This window comes from Pseudobythopirellula maris (assembly GCF_007859945.1).
GTDB classification, from domain to species: Bacteria; Planctomycetota; Planctomycetia; order Pirellulales; family Lacipirellulaceae; genus Pseudobythopirellula; species Pseudobythopirellula maris.
This window is the reverse complement of sequence record NZ_SJPQ01000001.1, coordinates 1,620,781-1,638,388: the sequence shown is the minus strand read 5'-3', so window position 1 is coordinate 1,638,388 and position 17,608 is coordinate 1,620,781. Positions and strand designations below refer to the sequence as shown.

Genomic DNA, 17,608 nt, shown 5'->3' with positions numbered 1-17,608 from the left:
ATCGACGCTGCGCGCTCGGCACGAATGGCCCGCCTGTCCTTGGCGCCGCTGGCCGCCTAACGGTCCGCCACCCCCCACCCCCCACAGTCAGAACCCGAAGAGCAACCGCAGTGCCGAACAGGATTGGCGCCCGCCTCGGAGTGCGGAGCGCGGCCGTGCGAGTCGCCTATTCGGCCAACTCGCTCGCCCGGCGGCGGTACTCGACCGCCAACTGGTCCTGGCCGCTGGCCTCGAGCTCGTTGGCTAACGCGTTGTAGGCGCCGACCAACTCCTCGTCGAACTCGATCGCGTTGGTCAGCGACTTGATCGCCCGGTCGTGCTCGCCCATCAGGCCGTAGGCCGTGCCGCGGCGGTAGTAGTGCGAGGCCTCGGTCGGCTGCAGGCGGATCGCCTCGTCGAAATCACGGACCGCCCGCTCGTACTCGCCCAGGTGCAGGTAAACGAGGCCGCGGTTGACGTAGGCCGGCACGTAGCGGTCGCTCACGGCGAGCGAGTCGCCGTAGGCCCGGATCGCCTGCTGGTAGTCGCCCAGCTTGACGAACGTGAGGCCCTTCCAGAGGTTGGCCCGCGGGCTGGCGAAGTCGATGTTCGAGGCCGTCGTGAAGTCGAGGATCGCCATCCGCTCCTCGCCGAGGTAGTGGAAGCAGATGCCGCGACGAAAGTAAGCCTCGCCCATGCTCGGGTTCGTGTCGATCGCGATCGACATGTCCTTGACCGCCTCGTCGAGGTTGCCGAGCATCCTCTCGGCCACGCCGAGACGGAAGTAGGCGGCCGCCTGGGCGCCGGGGGTCTGGGGGTTCTTCTCCGGCAGCAGCGAGATCAGCTCTTCGCAGGTCGCCTTCTGGGCGGCGTAGAACTCGCGGCTGGCAGCCTCGTCCTCGGCCTCTTTGCCCGCTTCTTCGAGCACGAACGCGCGGGTCAGGTAGCCCTGGACGAACGGCATCTCGTCGTCTTCGTTCTCGGGAACGTAGTTCTCGATCGAGGCTCGCAGATGCTCGGCCGCCATGGGGTAGTCCTCATCGGCGATCGCGATCGTGGCGAGTGTGTAGTAGGCCTCGTGGTTGTTGGGTTCGATCTGCAGCGAGGCGTCGACGTCGGCGATCGCTTCCTCGGTCTTACGCATCGCGGCGTAAGCGGAGGCGCGCTGGCGGAGCGCGTCGGCCCGTTGGGCGTCTTCGCCCTCGACCTCGGCGCTGAGGTAACGGGTGAGCGACTTGGCGCCCGCCTCCATGCCGCCGAGCTTGACCATCGTCTTGCCCAGGTCGAACTGGTACTGCGGGTTGCCCCGGTCGGTCTTGGCGGCCTGTTGCAGGTCGGGGAGCGCCCGGTCCCAGGCGCCCAGCTTCATGTAGAGCTCGCCGCGGGTGCTGCGGGCCTCGGCGGCGAACGCAGGTTGCGATTGGCCGTAAGTCAGCGCCGTCTTCAGGTCCTCGAGGGCCGCCTCGTACTCTTCGAGCTGGATGAACGCCTTGGCGCGGAACAAAAGCGGTTCGGGCCGGTAGCCGCCGCTCAGCGTGACCACCTTGGAGAAGGCGTTCACGGCGGTCTCAAAGTCGCCCGACTGGAAGGCGTTGCGGCCATCCTCGAGCGCCTGGTCCAGCTCGGCCTGGGCCATGCCTTGGTCTTGGGCCGCAGCCGGCGAGACGGCGAGCAGCAGGGCGAGGGCCGCGGGAGCGAGCAAACGAGTAAGACGGAGATTCATGGCGGGACTCGAGGGTCGATGGCTTGGTGGGGGCAGGGGGGCCCGGAAGCCTCGCCCTGCCGTTACCGACCGCCGCACCCTCACGGCGCAGCCGTCGCTGCACCAGCTTAGGTCGCCCCCGGGCGCCGGGCCGATGACCCTTGGACGCCCTGAAGCGAAAAAGGGTTCCGGTTCTCCCGGTCACACGGGCTAAGTCGATTGCGTGACCGACCCTGCGAATAGCCGTGTCGCCGACGCGTCCTGACCTCTACCCCAGCCCCTCGCAGCCAGCAGTAGGACCCGAGGCCACTGGCAGCTCAAGGAGCAGAGCCCTACTGCAGGATCTCATCGGGCGTCTCGCCCTTCTTGCCCGCAAACGCCCGTCGGCCGTACGGCTTGTTGGTGCGGGTGTATTCTTCCGAGAACTTCTCGGCGTCGTCGGCCGTGAACTCGCGGTCGAGCGTGCGGACGAACCGGCCCGTGTTGTAGACATGGATGACCGAATCGGTCGGCGGGCCGGTCGGCTTGGGCTCTTCTTTGGGAGCGGGGGCCGCGGCGGCGTCCTTGGAGTCTTTGTCGTCGTTGCTCGGCTTGGACTTGGTCGCCTTGGCGGGCGCCTTCTCGGCCTTGGGCTTCGACTTCTTGGGCTCCTCGTCGTCGAACAGGTTGGCGGCGAAGCCGTCGGCCTTGGCCGCCTTCTTCTTTTTGCCCGGCTTCTTCTTGGGCGCCGCCTTCTTGACGGTCTTGTCGACCACCACCTTCTTCTTGGGCGCCGCCTTTTTAGCGGGCTTCTTGCGCGGCTTCTCCTCGACCTCTTCGGCCTCATCGTCGGCGTCGTCGTCGACATCCGCGTCGTCCGCCTCGAGATCGTCGTCGTCCTCTTCGATGAACTCGAAGTCCTCTTCGAACAGGTCGTCGTCTTCGTCTTGCGGCTTCGGCATAGGGGGCGCTAAAAGTGGAATAGAGGATCAGGCGAGCCGCAGAAACGTTCAGGGCACAGAGAAAACAGCCCGGGCGGCTAGGCGGTTAAGTATCGCCCATGGCCGATCGGCCCGTCAACTGACGGCTCGAAGGGCGGGGCCGGTAATTGGGCCGCTGCGCCCGCCTGGGTGGCAGACACCGCTAAGTGTGCTTTTTCTTTGACGGCGCCACCTCGTGGTTGGGGTCCCACCAGACAGCCTTGAATTGATGCCGATCGCGTATTCCCCAAAGTCTGGAAACGCCATCGAACCGAAAGCGGAACAGCTCGTCGACGTCCAGATTCAACTCAAGGAATCGCTTCCGGGCCGCTGTACAGAACTGTTCGACACCGACCGAGTGGTTGCGTTTCTTGTCCCGCTCGATAGCCCCCCAAGTCATACTCTCGTAATTCTTCAGCTTGCTGAGGACCTCCGAGGCGACATCGGGGCTGATACTTGAAAGACCCCACTGGGAATCATTGTCGAAATTCCCGAAGAGCCAAACGGGCGTTTCGTGGTTGCTACTTGTCGGGTCTTCTCGCTGGCGGACGACTTTGCGAGGCGCCGGTTGCCCACCTTGCTTGGGCTTCTTGTTGGCGTTCTTGCGTCCCATCGGTCACAGGCTGCCGTAGTACTCGGCCATAGCTGCTCGGGTAATCTCGTTCTTGCTGCGTTCCCCCGGCGCAACCCCGATGCGCGCATTCCGCCAAGGCTCTTCCATATGGGTAAGGTCGCTTAGCCACTGAGAGGGCTTGTCGCCATAATGGTTAAGGACGGCGTCAATCGTCTCGCGTTCCTCATCCGTAAGATTCCGGTGGTCGCCGAGATCAAGGTCATTAGGGGTCACTCGAAAGCTCCCCCTGAGCTCCCGGTAGAGGCCGGGCACAACCGGGCCATTTGCCCACGCCTCGATTTGGCTCTTGTACAGCGGTCTCTCGTCCCACACGAGCGACCAAGCCTGCGCATAGTACACCAGCTTCTGGAGCTTCATGTGCGTAGTCGGACCCAACTTACGCAGGATGTACTTACTGATGTCGTAGACGGTGGCCATGGCGGAGAGGGGCTTCGTAGTGGGAGGTGGTCGACAAAAGAACCCTATTCCACGGTGCCATTCTATTCAGCCGACATGTTCACGTGAACCACAAAATATTGCGGCAGAACGGTTTGCGTCGAAGCCAGAGTAGGCGACCAATCCGAAGGCTTTTCTGCCAGTAGCTATAACGCTCGCCCGCCTACCGCATCGCCACCTGGCGGCGGGCGGTCTCGATCGCCTTGTCGAGGGCCTCGTCGCCCGAGGCGCCGCTGCCAGCGGCCCCGCTCTCGGGGGCCCCTCGGTATCCCGTTGTCTGACGCCCATCGGCCGAGCTCGTAGCATGTCGCACGACGATATCGGGGCTAACTCCGACCTTGCTGATCGGCTGGCCGCTGGGCGAGTAAAACTTGGCTGTCGTCAGTCTCACGCCGGCGCCGGCGCGAGACATGGGGAAGATTCCTTGCACGCTGCCCTTGCCGAACGAGCGGGCTCCGACCAGCGTGCCGCGGCGGTTGTCGCGGATCGCGGCGGCGAAGATCTCGCTCGCCGACGCGCTGTCGCCGTCGATCAGCACCACCAGCGGCACCCGCCAGGTGCCGGCCCGGTGGGCTCGGTAGTCGAAGTCCTCTCCCTCGCTGCGTCCGCGGGTCGAGACAATGGCGCCCTGGGCGACAAACTTGTCGGCCAGCTCGACGCTCGAGGTGAGCAGGCCCCCGGGGTTGCCCCGCAAGTCGATCACCAGGCTCCGCATCCCTTGGCGGTGCAGGTCCCACAGGGCGGTCTCGAGGTCGCGGCTGGTCGACTTCTGGAACACCGGGATCCGCACGTACGCCACGCCGTAGTCGGGGTCGATGATCCGCGACTGCTCGAGGCTCGGCACGTCGACATGCTCGCGGCGGACCGTCACGACCCGCTGGCCGCTCGATTGCTGGCTGCGAGCACGCGGGGCGGCGCCGGCGGCGGGCTTGGCCACCAGGTGGGGCTGGTTCGCTCCGGCGTGGGGCGATTCGATCGTCACCAGCACCTGCGAGCCTTCTTCGCCGGTGAGCATGCCGGCCGCCTCGTCGGTGGTGTAGTCGCGGGTCGCTTTGCCGTCGACCGCCACGATCCGCTCGTTGGCGACGATGCCCGCCTTCTCGGCCGGGCTGCCGGGGATGACACGCACGATCAGCAGGGCGCCGTTGTCCGCCTTGAGCTCCACGCCCAGGCCGACAAAGTTGCCCTCGATCTGCGAGTAAACGTCACGCAATTGGTCGGGGGTGAGGAACGACGAGTAGCCGTCCAGGCCGTTGGCGGCCGCGGCGGTGAACTCCAGCACACAGGCCGCCCGGCCGACGCCAACCCGCTGCTCGGCCAGCCGACCGACCTCGTTGGTGAACCGGCTGAGCTCTTGCCGCGAGCGGATCGGGGGCCAATTGCTGTAGAGCGAGCCGATCTCTCGGCTGAGAGCGCGGAGCGACTCGGCCGACGCTCGCACGCCGTTGGTCTGTTGGAAACGGTCGTCTTCGATCGCGATTTGCACGGCCGAGGCGCCGAGGCGGGCGATCTCGCCCCACGGCGGGTCGATGACGTAGTGCGACTCGATCTTGGCCAGCAGCTCGCCGTACAGGTCGTACGAATCGGGGGCCGAGAGCTCGCGGACCGCGTGGACGAAGCTGCCGTCGTGGTACCGTTGGTCGAGGCTCAGGTGCAGCCGCGAAACGCTGTAGCGTTCCTGCAGGCGGCGGTCGCCGGGGAACTCACGCAGCGCCTCCTCATAAAGGGCGGCGGCGTCGGACCAGCGGCGTTGCGACTCGAACGACCGGCCCTCGTCGAGCCGGCGGAGCGCCTCCTGCGGCAGGGCCGCGGCGGGGATCTCGACGATGTCGCCGGTCGCCCCACGGGCGCTAGTCGCCTTGTAAGGAGACGATTCGTAGGGCGACGAGAGCACGCCCTGTTGCGCAGCCGCCGGGACGGCGAGCACGGTGAACAGCAGCGTGGCGTCGAGCAAGCAGCGGGGCAGCCGGATTGGCATAATGGTTCGTTCCGTCTCAGCTAGGCGCGTGGCTCGTTGCGCGAAAATTTCAGGACCGGGGAGGGTTCCTGCGCAACAAGGGCCAAGGTTCGGGTCGCGTCCCAGCTGACACGGCCCGGCGCCTCCCGGTGGGGGGGCTCGGGCCGCCTGTCCGAATCCGTGGTGAGAGGGCGACGTGCCGACCTCTCTGCCAGTCGAATATAGGTCACGAATCACGGGTGGTCAAAAATCGTTTTGACGATTCTTGCCCGGCCCGCCGTCGCGGCGGGCGTAACACCCGCACAGCCGGAGCGACGCCCCCAACGGGGCGTCTCGATTCGATCGCTGGGGACGGTTGCGACGAGTCTGCGATGCTCGCGTCGTCACAACCCACACAACCCGCTAGGGGCCGCGCCTCGCGTTTCCTGGTGCAATGGAAACGGCGTCTTGCCAGACAAGCCGGGCGTTCCAGTCGCCCGGCAACATTGATCAGAAGTTCTGTCCCCCCCTGTCCCGTAAAGGACCCGTCCCGTGAGGGACCGGCGGGCGACATGCCTGATTACGGGCGCCCCGCGCGGCCGGTTCGGGACCGTTCGGGCGGGCCCCGTGTTTTGTAAGACTTACCAACCCGGGGGGGCATTCCCTCCCCCCTTGGCTCGTTGTGAGCGGCTCGCGAAGGTGCTATCGTTCGCGATTGGCCTGGGTCGTCGAGCCGCCTGCCGCTCCGACCCGGCCCTCCCCGCCCCCCGAATCTCTCTCTCGGAAGGACTCGCCACCATGGCCGCTGCTGACACTGAAGCCCCGATCCAACGCCTGATCGACTCGGGCGCGAGCCCCAAGATCGAGCGGGCCTTGCTCTCGGTGAGCGACAAGACCGGCCTCGAGGCGTTCGGCAAGCGGCTCGCCGAACTAGGTGTCGAGCTCTTCAGCACCGGCGGCACCCGGCGTTGCCTGGAGCAGGCCGGCGTCGCGGTTCGCGACGTGGCCGATTACACCGGCTACCCCGAGATGATGGACGGCCGCGTCAAAACGCTCCACCCGCGCGTGCACGGCGGCCTGCTGGGCCGACGCGACCAAGCGGGCGACATGGCTTCGGCCGAGGAGCACGGCATCGTGCCGTTCGAGCTCGTCGTGGTGAACCTCTACCCGTTCGAGGAGACGATCGCCCGCGAAGGGGTCACCGTGGCCGAGGCGATCGAGCAGATCGACATCGGCGGGCCGTCGATGGTCCGCTCGTCGGCCAAGAACCACGCGTTCGTCACGGTCGCCGGCAAGGCGAGCCAATACGACGAGATCCTGCAGCAGATCGAGTCGTCCGGCGCCACGACCCCCGAGTTGCGGCGCCGGCTCGCCGGCGAGGCGTTCGCCCAAACAGCGGCTTACGACACGGCGATCGCGGCTTATTTTGCCGGGCTCGAGGGTGGCGAGGGGGCCGACGCCGACGCAGTGTTCCCGCCGCGGCTGACGTCGGACATGCGTCGCAAGGCGACGCTGCGCTACGGCGAGAACCCCCACCAGGCGGCCTCCCTGTACGTCGACCCCCAGGCCGGCCCGCACGCGCTGGTGAACGCCGAGATCCTCAACGGCAAAGAACTCTCTTACAACAACCTGCTGGACCTCGACGCGGCGCTCGCCTGCGCCCGCTCGCTGCCGGCGCCGGGCGTGGCGGTGCTGAAGCACAACAACCCGTGCGGCGCCGCCACGGCGACGACCGTCGGCGAGGCGACCGAGCGCGCCTGGGCCGGCGACCCGGTGAGCGCGTTCGGCAGCATCCTGGGCTTCAACGCCGAGGTCGACGCCGCGGCGGCCGAGTGCCTGGCCGAGCCGGGCAAGTTTGTCGAGGCGATCGTCGCCCCGGGCTACTCGGCCGAGGCGCTCGAGATCCTCACCACCAAGCCGAAGTGGAAGGCCAACGTGCGGCTGCTCCAGGTCGGCGCCGTCGAGCCGGGCGACGGCGCGCCACTGGTCCGCACCATCGACGGCGGCTGCCTCGTGCAACAAGCCGACGACCAGCCCGATCCCGAGGCCGAGTGGCGGGTGGTGACCGACACGAAGCCTACCGACGAGCAGCTGGCCGAATTGCGATTCGCCTGGGCCGCCTGCCGGCACGTCAAATCGAACGCCATCGTGCTATCGAGCAATGGGGCGCTGGTCGGCGTGGGCGCCGGCCAGATGAGCCGTGTCGACTCGGTCGAGATCGCCATCCGCAAAGCGGGAGACCGATCGACGGGGTCGGTGCTCGCTTCCGACGCTTTTTTCCCGTTCGACGACGGGGTGCGGACCGCCCACGCCGCTGGCGTCACGGCGATCATCCAGCCAGGCGGATCGCGGGGCGACGAGTCGGTGATCGCCGCCTGCAACGAGCTCGGAGTGCCGATGGTGTTCACCGGCCGCCGTCACTTCAGGCACTAGAACGCACGAACGATAGCCGTAGCGTTGTTTTCGCCTGATCGACGCCGAATCACACCGCCACACACGCTACGCATCCGTGCGATTCGCACTAATCTGCGGCGGCGGCGACGCCCGACCGCTGGAGGCGGCCCCCCCTGCACGCGGCAACGAGCAAAGGGGGGGCGATTCGCTTGTTTGCGTGAAAGAGGCGTGTTATAAGTCGATACTGTCGGAATCGGTCGGTTTTGTGTGCACGGGCTTGCACGCAATCGCGGTTTCGGAGGGTGGTTGAGCGGCGACCGCTGGTCGGTTGCGGCTCTTCCCTAGGACCCGCCGCCGCCGCACTCGCCCTCTCGACACGCCCTCCCTCCCCTATTCCCCTCCGCGCTCCGCATGGCCCATATCACCCTCCGAGTGATCGACGGCGCCGATCGGGGCATCGAATACGATTCGATCGAGACGCCGATCACCATCGGCCGCGAGGAGGGCAACGGCGTCCAGCTCAACGACGAGCGGATCAGCCGCTTCCACATCAAGATCCAAGAGGATCAGGGCAAGGTCGTGCTCACCGACCTGGAGAGCACCAACGGCACCCGCGTGAACGGCGAGGTGACGCAGCTGCGGATCTTGCGCTACGGCGACCTGATCTCGGTCGGCCGCTCGGTGCTGATCTACGGCACGCGGGAGCAGATCGCCGATCGGCTCGACGCGCTCCGCGGCGAGGGGCTGCTCTCAACCGACCAGAAGGCGTACGACAACCTCACCGGATCGGTCGAGAGCGTGATGTCGGGCGCGTCGGACATCGACTGGGACGACTCGCAGGTGATCTCCGGCACGCTGCACCTGCCCTCGCCGCCCGATCTACCGATGGGGCTCACGCCGGGCCAAGCGGCGCAGTTCTCCGAGGTGCTCGAATACCTGCACCTCCGCAGCCGTTCGTTGGTGCAGTCGACCAAGGTCGACGACGAAGCCGACGCGGTGTCGATCAGCTTCGAGCGCTGGCAAGACCTCCTGGACCAGCAGGCGCACCTGGCGGAATACCTCCGCAAGATCGGCGACCCCGGCGAGGAGTAAATCGGCTTCACTCGGCGGGGTAGGGTTCGGGCTGAATCCATCTCGCGTAGGCCCGGTGAGGGGCCGCAAGCCCTCGCCAGCCTTTGACTTCTTGGCCGTGCAGCTGCGCAAGAACCAGTCCGTTCAACTCGCCCACGAGCACCGTGTGCAAGATCTTGTTGTCGGGGTTGGGGTGAACGAGCAGGGCGTAGCCATTGCCTTGGTAGACGACCGTACCGAAGCCGCTGGCGCGCATCGGCCAGTATTCCATGAACGCGTCTCGCATCCGCCCGGTGGCTCGGTAGGTCCCGCCGGTTGGGCCGACGACCTTCTTGCCGTCGAGGGTGATCTCTCGGTCGTCGTAGGCGACGGCCACCAATTGGCGTCGCGGGGCCCCTTCGATCCAGCGGCGGAACTTCTCGGCGTGCTTGTCGGCGTCGAACGAATAGTTGGCGTCTAAGAACACGATGCGGTCGACCCACTCGGGGATCTCGCCCGCTTCCAACACGCCCCACAAGAAGCTGCCGCCGCCCGAGTGGGCGGCGAGCGTGACCCGCGCGTCGGGCGCCGCAAAGCGCACCCGCCAGTCGGCCAGCAGCTCGGCGATGCGTTCGTTGGCGCCCTCGTGATCGCGGCGCCAGGCGGGCCAGCTCAGCCCCTTGGCCTCGGCCCCCAGCAGCACGATTCGTTCCGCGGGCAGCAACTCGCGGAGCATCCGCGTCTGCGCCGCAATGTGCTGGATGTTGTAACGCCAGTGGCGCCCTTCGGCCGGCTGGCAGCCGAGGGTCTGCTCCAGTGTGTTGCCGTTGGGCAAGGCGTAGAGGAGCAACCGCACGGGGCGGTCGTCGTCCCCGTCAGCGTCGTCCCCGTCAACGTCGTCGGCTTGGGCCTCGACCGGCTGGTTGACGTGCAATCGCACGTCGGGTTCGGCCACGAGCGTGGCGAACCGCTCGGGGAACACGGCGGAGCTCCGCCAGACGATCTCGCCGTCGGGCGCCGCAGCCACAACCGCGCCAATGCAAACGGTCAACTCGACCGCCACGAGCGAGGCCACGACTCGCATCGTTGTTGGGAGTGGGCTGCGCATCGCTCTAAAATCCCGGGGAAACCGTTGGCCCAGCCCGCGATGGCCATCTTTGGGTGGCGACCGCGCGCGGCGGCGTTAGAATCAGTCATGCTACCACACGGCTGGCGCCGAGGCGCCCATACGACAGCCGCGCCACACCACCCGCCGCCCTCCCGCTGCGATTTCACGGACGACGCTTGCCCATGGACGCCCCGAAACCCTTCGTCCACCTCCACTGCCACAGCCACTTCAGCCTGCTGGACGGGGCGAGCAAGATCAAGAAGCTCGTCGCGCGGGCCAAAGACCTGGGGATGAACGCGCTGGCGCTCACGGACCACGGCAACCTTTACGGCGCCCTGGAGTTCTACCAAGCGTGCAAAGACGCCGGCATCAACCCGGTGGTCGGGTACGAGGCGTACATCGCCCCCGGCAGCCGGTTCGACAAAGGGGGCGCCTCGAGCAGCAAGGAGGCGAGCTACCACCTCACGCTGCTGGCCCAGAACCGCCAAGGCTTCCGCAACCTCATCAAGATGGCGAGCCGCGCTTACCTGGAGGGCTTCTACCACAAGCCGCGGATCGACAAGGAGCTGCTCGAGTCGCACAACGAGGGGATCGTCTGCCTCTCGGGCTGCGTGTCGGGCGAGCTGAGCCGCACGCTGCTCTCGGGCGCCACGGCCGACGAGGCGCTCAGGACCGGCGAGCCGATCGCCGCCTGGTTCAGCAAGACGTTTGGCGACCGCTACTTCCTGGAGATCCAGGACAACGGCGTCGAGATCCAGCGCGCGGCCAAGGAGCTGACGGTCGAGTTGGCGAACAAGATGGGCCTGCCGCTCGTCGCGACGAGCGACGCCCACTACGTCAACCAGGAGGACGCCGAGGCGCAGGACGTGCTCTTGTGCATCAACACCGGCCGCTACCGCACCGACACGAACCGCATGAAGATGGAGGGGGACCAGTTCTTCCTCCGCTCGCCGGAGGAGATGTACGCGGCGTTGCCCGGCATGGACGAGGCGCTCTCACGCAGCCAGCTGATCGCCGACTCGGTCGACCTGGACCTGAAGCTCGGCGAGCGCTACTTCCCTAAGTTCATCACGCCGACCAAAGACGAGCCCGACATCAAAGAGTCGGAGGCTTATCTGCGTGAGCTCTGCCTGCAAGGCCTGAAGGAGCGTTACAACTCGCCACGCGACCACGACCGCTGGAAGGACAACGACCCGTCGAGCGGCGAGCTGAGCGACGAGGTCCACGCCCGCCTCGACCGCGAGCTGCGCGTGATCAACAAGCTCGGGTTCCCCGACTACTTCTTGATCGTGTGGGACTTTGTCCGCTACGCGGTCGACAACGACATCCCCTGCACGGCTCGTGGCTCGGGCGTCGGCTCGCTGGTGTGCTACGCGCTGAGGATGAGCCACGTTTGCCCGTTGCGTTACGACCTGCTGTTCGAGCGGTTCCTCGACGAGAGCCGCCTCGAAGCGCCCGATATCGACATCGACTTCTGCAAGGAACGCCGCGGCGAGGTGATCCAGTACGTCAAGGACACGTACGGCGAGGCGAACGTCGCGCAGATCGGCACGTTCGGCACCCTGGCCGCGCGGGCGGCGATCAAGGACGTCGGCCGCACGATGTCGATGCCGATCTTCCGCGTCGACCAGATCACGGCCATGATCCCGGACCAGTTGGGCATCTCGCTCGACAAGGCGCTCGAGACCAGCGAGGAGCTCAAGAAGTCGTACGAGGGCGACCCCGAGATCCGCGAGCTCTTGGACCTGGCCCGCAAGATCGAGGGCCTGGCGCGCAACGTCGGCACCCACGCCGCCGCGGTGGTGATCGCCGAGAAGCCGGTCGAAGAATACGTGCCGCTGCAGCGCGTGAAGGGCAAGACCGAGATCATCACCCAGTGGGCGATGAACGACGTCGAGGCGGCCGGCCTGCTGAAGATGGACTTCTTGGGCCTCAGGAACCTGACGATCCTCGCCAAGAGCATCGACCTGATCGAGCAGACGACCGGCGAGCGCGTCGACCCGTACGCCTTCCCGCTGGACGACAAGCCGTCGTACGCACTGCTCTGCCGTGGCGAGACGAAGGGCATCTTCCAGCTCGAGTCGGGCGGCATCCGCGACCTGCTGCAACGGATGAAGCCCGACAGCTTCCACGACATCATCGCGACCGCCGCGCTCTACCGCCCCGGCCCGCTCGAGGGGGGCATGGTCGACCAGTACATCGAGGTCAAGCACGGCCGCCGCGAGGCCGAGTACCCGCACCCCGTGATGGAGGAGATCCTCAGCGAGACGCACGGCGTGATGGTCTACCAAGAGCAGGTGATGCGGATCCTCAACCTGCTGGGCGGCATCCCGCTGTCCGACGCCTACAAGTGCATCAAGGCGATCAGCAAGAAGAAGCTGCCGATCATCGCCAAGTACTTCGAGGAGTTCCTCAAGGGCGCGCAGGAGAAGGGGCTCGACAAGAAGAAGGCCGAAGAGCTGTTCGGCATGATCGAGAAGTTCGCCGGCTACGGCTTCAACAAGAGCCACTCCACGGCGTACGCCCTGATCGCGTACATGACCGCCTACCTCAAGGCGCATTACCCGGTGGAGTTCATGGCCGCGCTGCTGTCGGGCGACATCCCGGGCCGCAACTTCAAGAGCAAGGACGCCCTGGTCGAGCACCTGGAGGATTGCGCCCGGATGGGCATCAACGTCGTGCCGCCCGCCGTGAACCGCAGCGACGCCGATTTCGCCGTCGTGCCGTACGACGCCAGCGACTCGCGGGACCCGGAGAAGACGGCCCGCCACGACAAGCAGATCGTGTTCGGCCTCAGCGCGATCAAGGCGTGCGGCGGGGGGGCGGCTGACGCGATCGTCGCCGCCCGCAAAGCGGGCGGGCCGTTCCGCGACATCTACGACTTCTGCGAGCGGGTCGATCCGCAGGTATGCAACCGCTCGACCGTCGAGACGCTGGTCAAGGCGGGCGCCTTCGACTCGTTTGGCGAGACCCGCGCGTCGCTGACCGCCGGGGTCGAGAAAGCGATCCAGGCGGGCGCCGCGGCTCTGAAGGACCGCAAGAGCGGCCAGAAGGGCCTGTTCGAAGACGACGCCGCCGAGGACGATGCTCCCGCGCCGCTCCCCCAGGTGCCGGAGTTCGACGAGAAGGAGATGCTCACCATGGAGAAGGAGGTGCTCGGCTTCTATCTGACGAGCCACCCCCTGGCCGAGCACGAGAAGACGCTGCGCATCTACTGCTCGCACACCAGCAAGCAGTGCGGCGCCCTGGAGCACCGCACCGAGGTGCTGCTGGGCGGCATGATCGCGGCGATCAAGTTCTCGCACACCAAAAACCCCAAGCCCGGTGCGCCGAGCAAGTACGCCATGTGGGACCTGGAGGACATGGACGGCATCATGCGCTGCATCCTCTGGCCCGAGCAATTCGCCCAGTGCGGCCAGCTCGTCGAGAACGAGGCGATCCTCGGCGTCCGCGGCGCGATCGACCGTCGCCCCGGCGCCGAGGAGGTGAACCTCATCGTCAACGAGCTGATGCCGATCGAAGAGCTCGCCACGCGGTTCACCAGCGGCGTGGTGATCAGCGTGCAGGAAGAGGGCCACGGCGAAGAGCGGCTCAAGATGCTGCGGGAGATCGTGGGCGGATACCCGGGCGACAAGTCGATGAAGCTGCGTCTCGACCTGGCGGACGGCGGCCGTGTGCAGCTCGATTGCTCGAAGAAAGTCGAGCTCAACCCCGAGCTGCGGCAGCGGGTGGAGGACCTGCTCGGCCCGGGCCATTTCCACCTGATTGGCGGGGCCCCGCGGTTCGAGCGGCCCCAGCCGCGCCGCGGCCGCGACCGAGCCCGCAACTAAACCGCATGCGGCAGCATCCCAATAGGATCCGGAGGGTGGGTGAGTAGGGAACCGAGTGCTAGCAGCCCGCCGTGTGGGCTCCGCTTGACGCATGAACCTTAAAAACGGCGCAATCCGTCCCTTCCGTGGGACTTAAATAGTTGACGCCGCCCCGATCTATGGCCGATACTTCTGGACTGCTGCAAATGCGGCGATCCGTCTGGACTGCCCGGCCGCCAGCCAGTCCCATAGGCTAGCCGGTCCTCCAGGCAAATCACTCCCATAACCTCATAACCCCCCTCGCGCGGCCCGCCGACCGCCTTGCGAGAGCCAGAGCTTTTTCTCACCCCCCACAGGAACAAATTTGTCCCGCTTCCGCACGTTTGATCGCGACGCCGATCGCAAGAACCAACAGAGGATCAACGAACAAATCCGCATCACGCCCATCCGCGTGATTGCCGACGATGGCGAGCAGCTGGGGATCATCCCCACCGAAGAGGCGCTCACCAAGGCCAAAGACGCCGGGCTCGACCTCGTCGAAGTGGCGCCGACCGAAAAGCCGCCCGTCTGCCGAATCATGGACTTCGGCAAGTACAAGTACCAGCAGAAAAAGCGGCAGAGCAAGGGCCACGTCCACCAGAGCCAGAACAAAGAAGTCCGGCTCAGGCCCAAGATCGGCGAACACGACCTGATGACCAAGGTCGAGCGGGCCCGCAAGTTCCTCGAGAAGCGCGACAAGGTGATTTTCTCGGTCATCTTCCGCGGCCGTGAGAACGCCCACGTGGACGAGGGTTTCAAGCTCGTCGAGCGAGTCACCAAAGAGCTCGAGGACGTCGCCAAGCTCGAATCGGCTCCCGGCATGCAGGGCCGCCGCATCGTCGTGACGTACGCCCCCAAGTAACGCCCGGCAGCTCTCCTGTGGCGTGGCGGTCATCTCCTCGCGGGATCGTTACAGCTGCTATGCCTGCTATGTGGCAACCGCCGGGCTGTGCAATGGGTGGCCCCTTTGCACCGGCCCCAGCCCCCGTTGCAGCTAGGGCTGGGGGGCTACGGCTGGCCGCTTGTTCTTCAATGGACCGGCGCCCGAACCTCAGCGCCTCGAGTCGTCGCAGACGGTAGAGGGTGATTCCCGCCGCGGGGGCCCAGTTTTCCAGGGTATTCGGCCCTTTCGGTGCCGAAGAAAGCTGCTAGAATGCGGGGCTCGCAGAGACTTTCTCCCACGGAAAGGGCATTCCCATGCCAAAGCAGAAAACGCACAAAGGGACCAAGAAGCGGTTCCGCCTCACCGCCTCGGGCAAGGCCAAGCACCGCATGACCGGCACCAGCCACTTGGCGGGTCGCATGAGTCAGAAGCGCAAGCGCAACCTCCGCGGCACGGGCACGGTCACCGGCGTGACGGCCAAGAAGCTGGCCGAAGCGCTCGCTGGCAACAGCTACTGATACTTGTCCTTTCCCCTGATGGGGAAGGGAGTGTGAAACCAACTCAGCACGTCGGGCGGTAGAACGGCCGGGAGATCTTAACTCTCACCGGCGGCCCGGGCGGCGCAACCCAGCCGGCTCTCCCCAGGGGGGGCGGCAATGAAGGAGCCTTTACGATGCGGACCACCAACGGCGCAGCTCGCCACAAGAAGAAGAAGCGTCTCTTTAAGCAGGCCAAGGGCAACCGCGGCGGCCGCGGCAATCTGCTGCGTACGGTCAAAGAGACGACCGTTCGCGCCGGCGCCTTCTCGTTCCGCGACCGCAAGGTCCGCGCCCGCGAGTTCCGCAAGCTCTGGATCATCCGCATCAACGCCGCGGCGCGTGAGCGTGGCCTGCGTTACAGCGAGCTGATCAACGGCCTGAAGCGGGCCGGCATCGAGCTCGACCGCAAGACCCTCTCCGAGATGGCGATCTCCGACACCGCGGCGTTCGACGCCGTGGTGGAGAAGGCCAAGTCGGCGCTGGCGGCGGCCTGAGCACTGCTGATGGTCGCCGGCTCCTCCGGGGGCTGACGCCCCCGGCTCGCCTACAAGCGTAATACAGGGATTCTCCCGTGGCGCTATCGGACTTTATTGCCGAGTTGGACCAGCTCGCCTCCGACGCGCAGAGCGCGTTCTCAGCGGCCTCGGACGCCGATGCGCTCGAGGCGGCCCGCGTCGAGTTCCTCGGCGCCAAGGCCGGCCGCCTCAAGGCGGTGCAGAAGGGAATGGGCAAGGTCGACAAGGCCGACAAGCCCGCCGCCGGCCAGCGGCTCAACTCCGTCAAGCAGCTCGTCGAGCAGGCCCTCGAGGCCGCGCTGAGCCAGGTCGGCTCCGGCGACGACGAGGCGTCGGGCGAGGCCTTCGACATCACGCTGCCGGGCGTCTTCCCGCGCACGGGCCCGCTCCGCTTGGGGCGTCGTCACCCGATCTCGGTCACGATCGAGCGGATGAAGGAGATCATGGGCCGCCTCGGCTTCACGGCGGTCGAGGGCCCCGAGATCGAGGACGACTGGCACAACTTCGAGGCGCTCAACATCCCGCTGAGCCACCCGGCCCGGGATCCGCTGGATAATTTTTACTTGTCCGTGGCTCAGTCAACCCGCGATGACTCATCGGGGGTTAAATCGCGTTGCGACGCCGCCTTGGGCCCCGACGGCAAGCCCCTCCTCCTCCGCAGCCAAACCTCCACGGTGCAGATCCGCACGATGGAGGCAACCAAGCCGCCGGTGCGCATCGTTTCGCTGGGGCGCGTCTACCGCCCCGACACGGCCGACGCCACGCACTACCCGATGTTCCACCAGATCGAGGGCCTCTGCGTCGACCACGGCGTGACGATGTCCGACCTGAAGGGTGTCTTGGAGATGTTCTGGCGGGCCTACTACGGCGAAGACCTCGAGGTCCGGTTCCGGCCGAGCTTCTTCCCTTTCACCGAGCCGAGCGTCGAGTGCGACATCTGGCACGACGGCAAGTGGATGGAGATCGGCGGCGCCGGCATGGTCGACCCCAACGTGCTGCGCTCGGTCGGTTACGACCCCGAAGAAGTGACCGGCTTCGCCTTCGGCCTGGGCGTCGAGCGGATCTGCATGCGTCAGCACCAGATCACCGACATCCGTGACCTCTACACGAACGACGTGCGCTTCCTGGCTCAGTTCTGATTTCGGTTTCACCACAGAGAGCACAGAGGACACGGAGGTGCTCCACTATCACGATGTGCAATGACTGACAATGATATCGAGTTAATCGAAGACTCGCTTAACATCGAGTTACCGGAGATGTATCGAGCATGGCTCAAGACCTTGCCTGCCAGCTTTGATGACCAGTTGGCTGAGCGCATTTGGGAGAAAGTCGGCGAGGTTTATAGCAGCCCCGTGCAGTTTATCCAGAGCACCCGCGATCTGATCGGTTCGGACTGGTTGGAGGACACGGATTGGGATGACATCGATTTGTCGGACTACGTTGCAATCGGTGGAGACGGCTGCGGCAATCTCTACTTGATTGAGCGAGACGAAGAGGCCCCCGCGGTCCATTTTCTTTGTCACGACCCTTTGGGGTTTGAGGAAGAGCTATTCCCCTCGATAACCGAATACTGCGATTCGATTGACACAATACTCCGCTGACTCTTTCTCTGTGTTCTCTGTGGTG

The 17,608-nt window shown here is 66.0% G+C and carries 14 protein-coding genes; 8 read left to right on the top strand and 6 right to left on the bottom strand.

Features of this window, described 5'->3' with window-relative positions; translation table 11 throughout:
- Positions 1-166: 166 nt before the first annotated feature.
- From Mal64_RS06120 to Mal64_RS06095, 5 genes are all read right to left on the bottom strand, one after another.
- Positions 167-1,702: a tetratricopeptide repeat protein gene (locus Mal64_RS06120; protein ID WP_146398077.1), complete on the bottom strand. Its 1,536-nt coding sequence runs from the start codon at positions 1,700-1,702 to the stop codon at positions 167-169.
- Positions 1,703-2,013: 311 nt separating this feature from the next.
- Positions 2,014-2,622 (bottom strand): hypothetical protein, encoded by a 609-nt coding sequence (locus Mal64_RS06115; RefSeq protein ID WP_197525495.1) that lies wholly within the window; start codon positions 2,620-2,622, stop codon positions 2,014-2,016.
- A gap of 181 nt (positions 2,623-2,803) precedes the next feature.
- Complete coding sequence (locus Mal64_RS06105) at positions 2,804-3,253, bottom strand: hypothetical protein (protein ID WP_146398072.1); 450 nt, start codon at positions 3,251-3,253, stop codon at positions 2,804-2,806.
- A gap of 3 nt (positions 3,254-3,256) precedes the next feature.
- The gene (locus tag Mal64_RS06100) at positions 3,257-3,691 is read right to left on the bottom strand and encodes a Panacea domain-containing protein (protein ID WP_146398070.1); all 435 of its coding nucleotides are present in this window, start codon (positions 3,689-3,691) and stop codon (positions 3,257-3,259) included.
- Positions 3,692-3,872: 181 nt separating this feature from the next.
- A complete protein-coding gene (locus Mal64_RS06095; protein WP_146398067.1) occupies positions 3,873-5,687 on the bottom strand; it encodes a S41 family peptidase in 1,815 nt (604 codons plus the stop codon).
- 756 nt (positions 5,688-6,443) lie between these two features.
- Between Mal64_RS06095 and purH the strand changes: the two genes are divergently transcribed.
- Both purH and Mal64_RS06085 read left to right on the top strand, forming a co-directional pair.
- Entirely contained in the window at positions 6,444-8,078 is a 1,635-nt protein-coding gene (purH, locus tag Mal64_RS06090) for a bifunctional phosphoribosylaminoimidazolecarboxamide formyltransferase/IMP cyclohydrolase (protein ID WP_146398065.1), read from the top strand.
- Between the two features lie 372 nt (positions 8,079-8,450).
- Entirely contained in the window at positions 8,451-9,131 is a 681-nt protein-coding gene (locus tag Mal64_RS06085) for an FHA domain-containing protein (RefSeq protein ID WP_146398063.1), read from the top strand.
- A 7-nt stretch (positions 9,132-9,138) separates the two neighbouring features.
- Here the strand turns inward: Mal64_RS06085 and Mal64_RS06080 are convergent, their stop codons facing one another.
- Complete coding sequence (locus tag Mal64_RS06080) at positions 9,139-10,197, bottom strand: hypothetical protein (RefSeq protein ID WP_146398061.1); 1,059 nt, start codon at positions 10,195-10,197, stop codon at positions 9,139-9,141.
- 182 nt (positions 10,198-10,379) lie between these two features.
- Between Mal64_RS06080 and dnaE the strand changes: the two genes are divergently transcribed.
- The 6 genes from dnaE to Mal64_RS06050 all read left to right on the top strand — a co-directional run bounded on the left by dnaE (position 10,380) and on the right by Mal64_RS06050 (position 17,583).
- Positions 10,380-14,027, top strand: a complete 3,648-nt coding sequence (dnaE, locus tag Mal64_RS06075; protein WP_146398059.1) for a DNA polymerase III subunit alpha — start codon at positions 10,380-10,382, stop codon at positions 14,025-14,027.
- 343 nt (positions 14,028-14,370) lie between these two features.
- A complete protein-coding gene (gene infC / locus Mal64_RS06070; protein ID WP_146398057.1) occupies positions 14,371-14,907 on the top strand; it encodes a translation initiation factor IF-3 in 537 nt (178 codons plus the stop codon).
- Positions 14,908-15,242: 335 nt separating this feature from the next.
- On the top strand, positions 15,243-15,446 hold the full coding sequence (rpmI, locus tag Mal64_RS06065; protein WP_146398055.1) for a 50S ribosomal protein L35: 204 nt from the start codon (positions 15,243-15,245) through the stop codon (positions 15,444-15,446).
- Positions 15,447-15,601: 155 nt separating this feature from the next.
- Positions 15,602-15,961 carry a 50S ribosomal protein L20 gene (gene rplT / locus Mal64_RS06060; RefSeq protein WP_146398053.1) on the top strand — a complete coding sequence of 120 codons (360 nt, stop codon included), beginning with the start codon at positions 15,602-15,604 and terminating at the stop codon, positions 15,959-15,961.
- A gap of 77 nt (positions 15,962-16,038) precedes the next feature.
- The gene (gene pheS / locus Mal64_RS06055) at positions 16,039-17,121 is read left to right on the top strand and encodes a phenylalanine--tRNA ligase subunit alpha (protein ID WP_146398051.1); all 1,083 of its coding nucleotides are present in this window, start codon (positions 16,039-16,041) and stop codon (positions 17,119-17,121) included.
- Between the two features lie 60 nt (positions 17,122-17,181).
- Positions 17,182-17,583 carry an SMI1/KNR4 family protein gene (locus Mal64_RS06050; RefSeq protein ID WP_146398049.1) on the top strand — a complete coding sequence of 134 codons (402 nt, stop codon included), beginning with the start codon at positions 17,182-17,184 and terminating at the stop codon, positions 17,581-17,583.
- Positions 17,584-17,608: the final 25 nt, after the last annotated feature.

Excerpts from the sequence above, each read along its gene's own strand:
- Mal64_RS06120 (WP_146398077.1), bottom strand. The coding sequence starts at position 1,702 with ATGAATCTCCGTCTTACTCGTTTGCTCGCTCCCGCGGCCCTCGCCCTG.
- Mal64_RS06115 (WP_197525495.1), bottom strand. The coding sequence starts at position 2,622 with ATGCCGAAGCCGCAAGACGAAGACGACGACCTGTTCGAAGAGGACTTC.
- Mal64_RS06105 (WP_146398072.1), bottom strand. The coding sequence starts at position 3,253 with ATGGGACGCAAGAACGCCAACAAGAAGCCCAAGCAAGGTGGGCAACCG.
- Mal64_RS06100 (WP_146398070.1), bottom strand. The coding sequence starts at position 3,691 with ATGGCCACCGTCTACGACATCAGTAAGTACATCCTGCGTAAGTTGGGT.
- Mal64_RS06095 (WP_146398067.1), bottom strand. The coding sequence starts at position 5,687 with ATGCCAATCCGGCTGCCCCGCTGCTTGCTCGACGCCACGCTGCTGTTC.
- purH (WP_146398065.1), top strand. The coding sequence starts at position 6,444 with ATGGCCGCTGCTGACACTGAAGCCCCGATCCAACGCCTGATCGACTCG.
- Mal64_RS06085 (WP_146398063.1), top strand. The coding sequence starts at position 8,451 with ATGGCCCATATCACCCTCCGAGTGATCGACGGCGCCGATCGGGGCATC.
- Mal64_RS06080 (WP_146398061.1), bottom strand. The coding sequence starts at position 10,197 with ATGCGCAGCCCACTCCCAACAACGATGCGAGTCGTGGCCTCGCTCGTG.
- dnaE (WP_146398059.1), top strand. The coding sequence starts at position 10,380 with ATGGACGCCCCGAAACCCTTCGTCCACCTCCACTGCCACAGCCACTTC.
- rpmI (WP_146398055.1), top strand. The coding sequence starts at position 15,243 with ATGCCAAAGCAGAAAACGCACAAAGGGACCAAGAAGCGGTTCCGCCTC.
- rplT (WP_146398053.1), top strand. The coding sequence starts at position 15,602 with ATGCGGACCACCAACGGCGCAGCTCGCCACAAGAAGAAGAAGCGTCTC.
- Mal64_RS06050 (WP_146398049.1), top strand. The coding sequence starts at position 17,182 with ATGACTGACAATGATATCGAGTTAATCGAAGACTCGCTTAACATCGAG.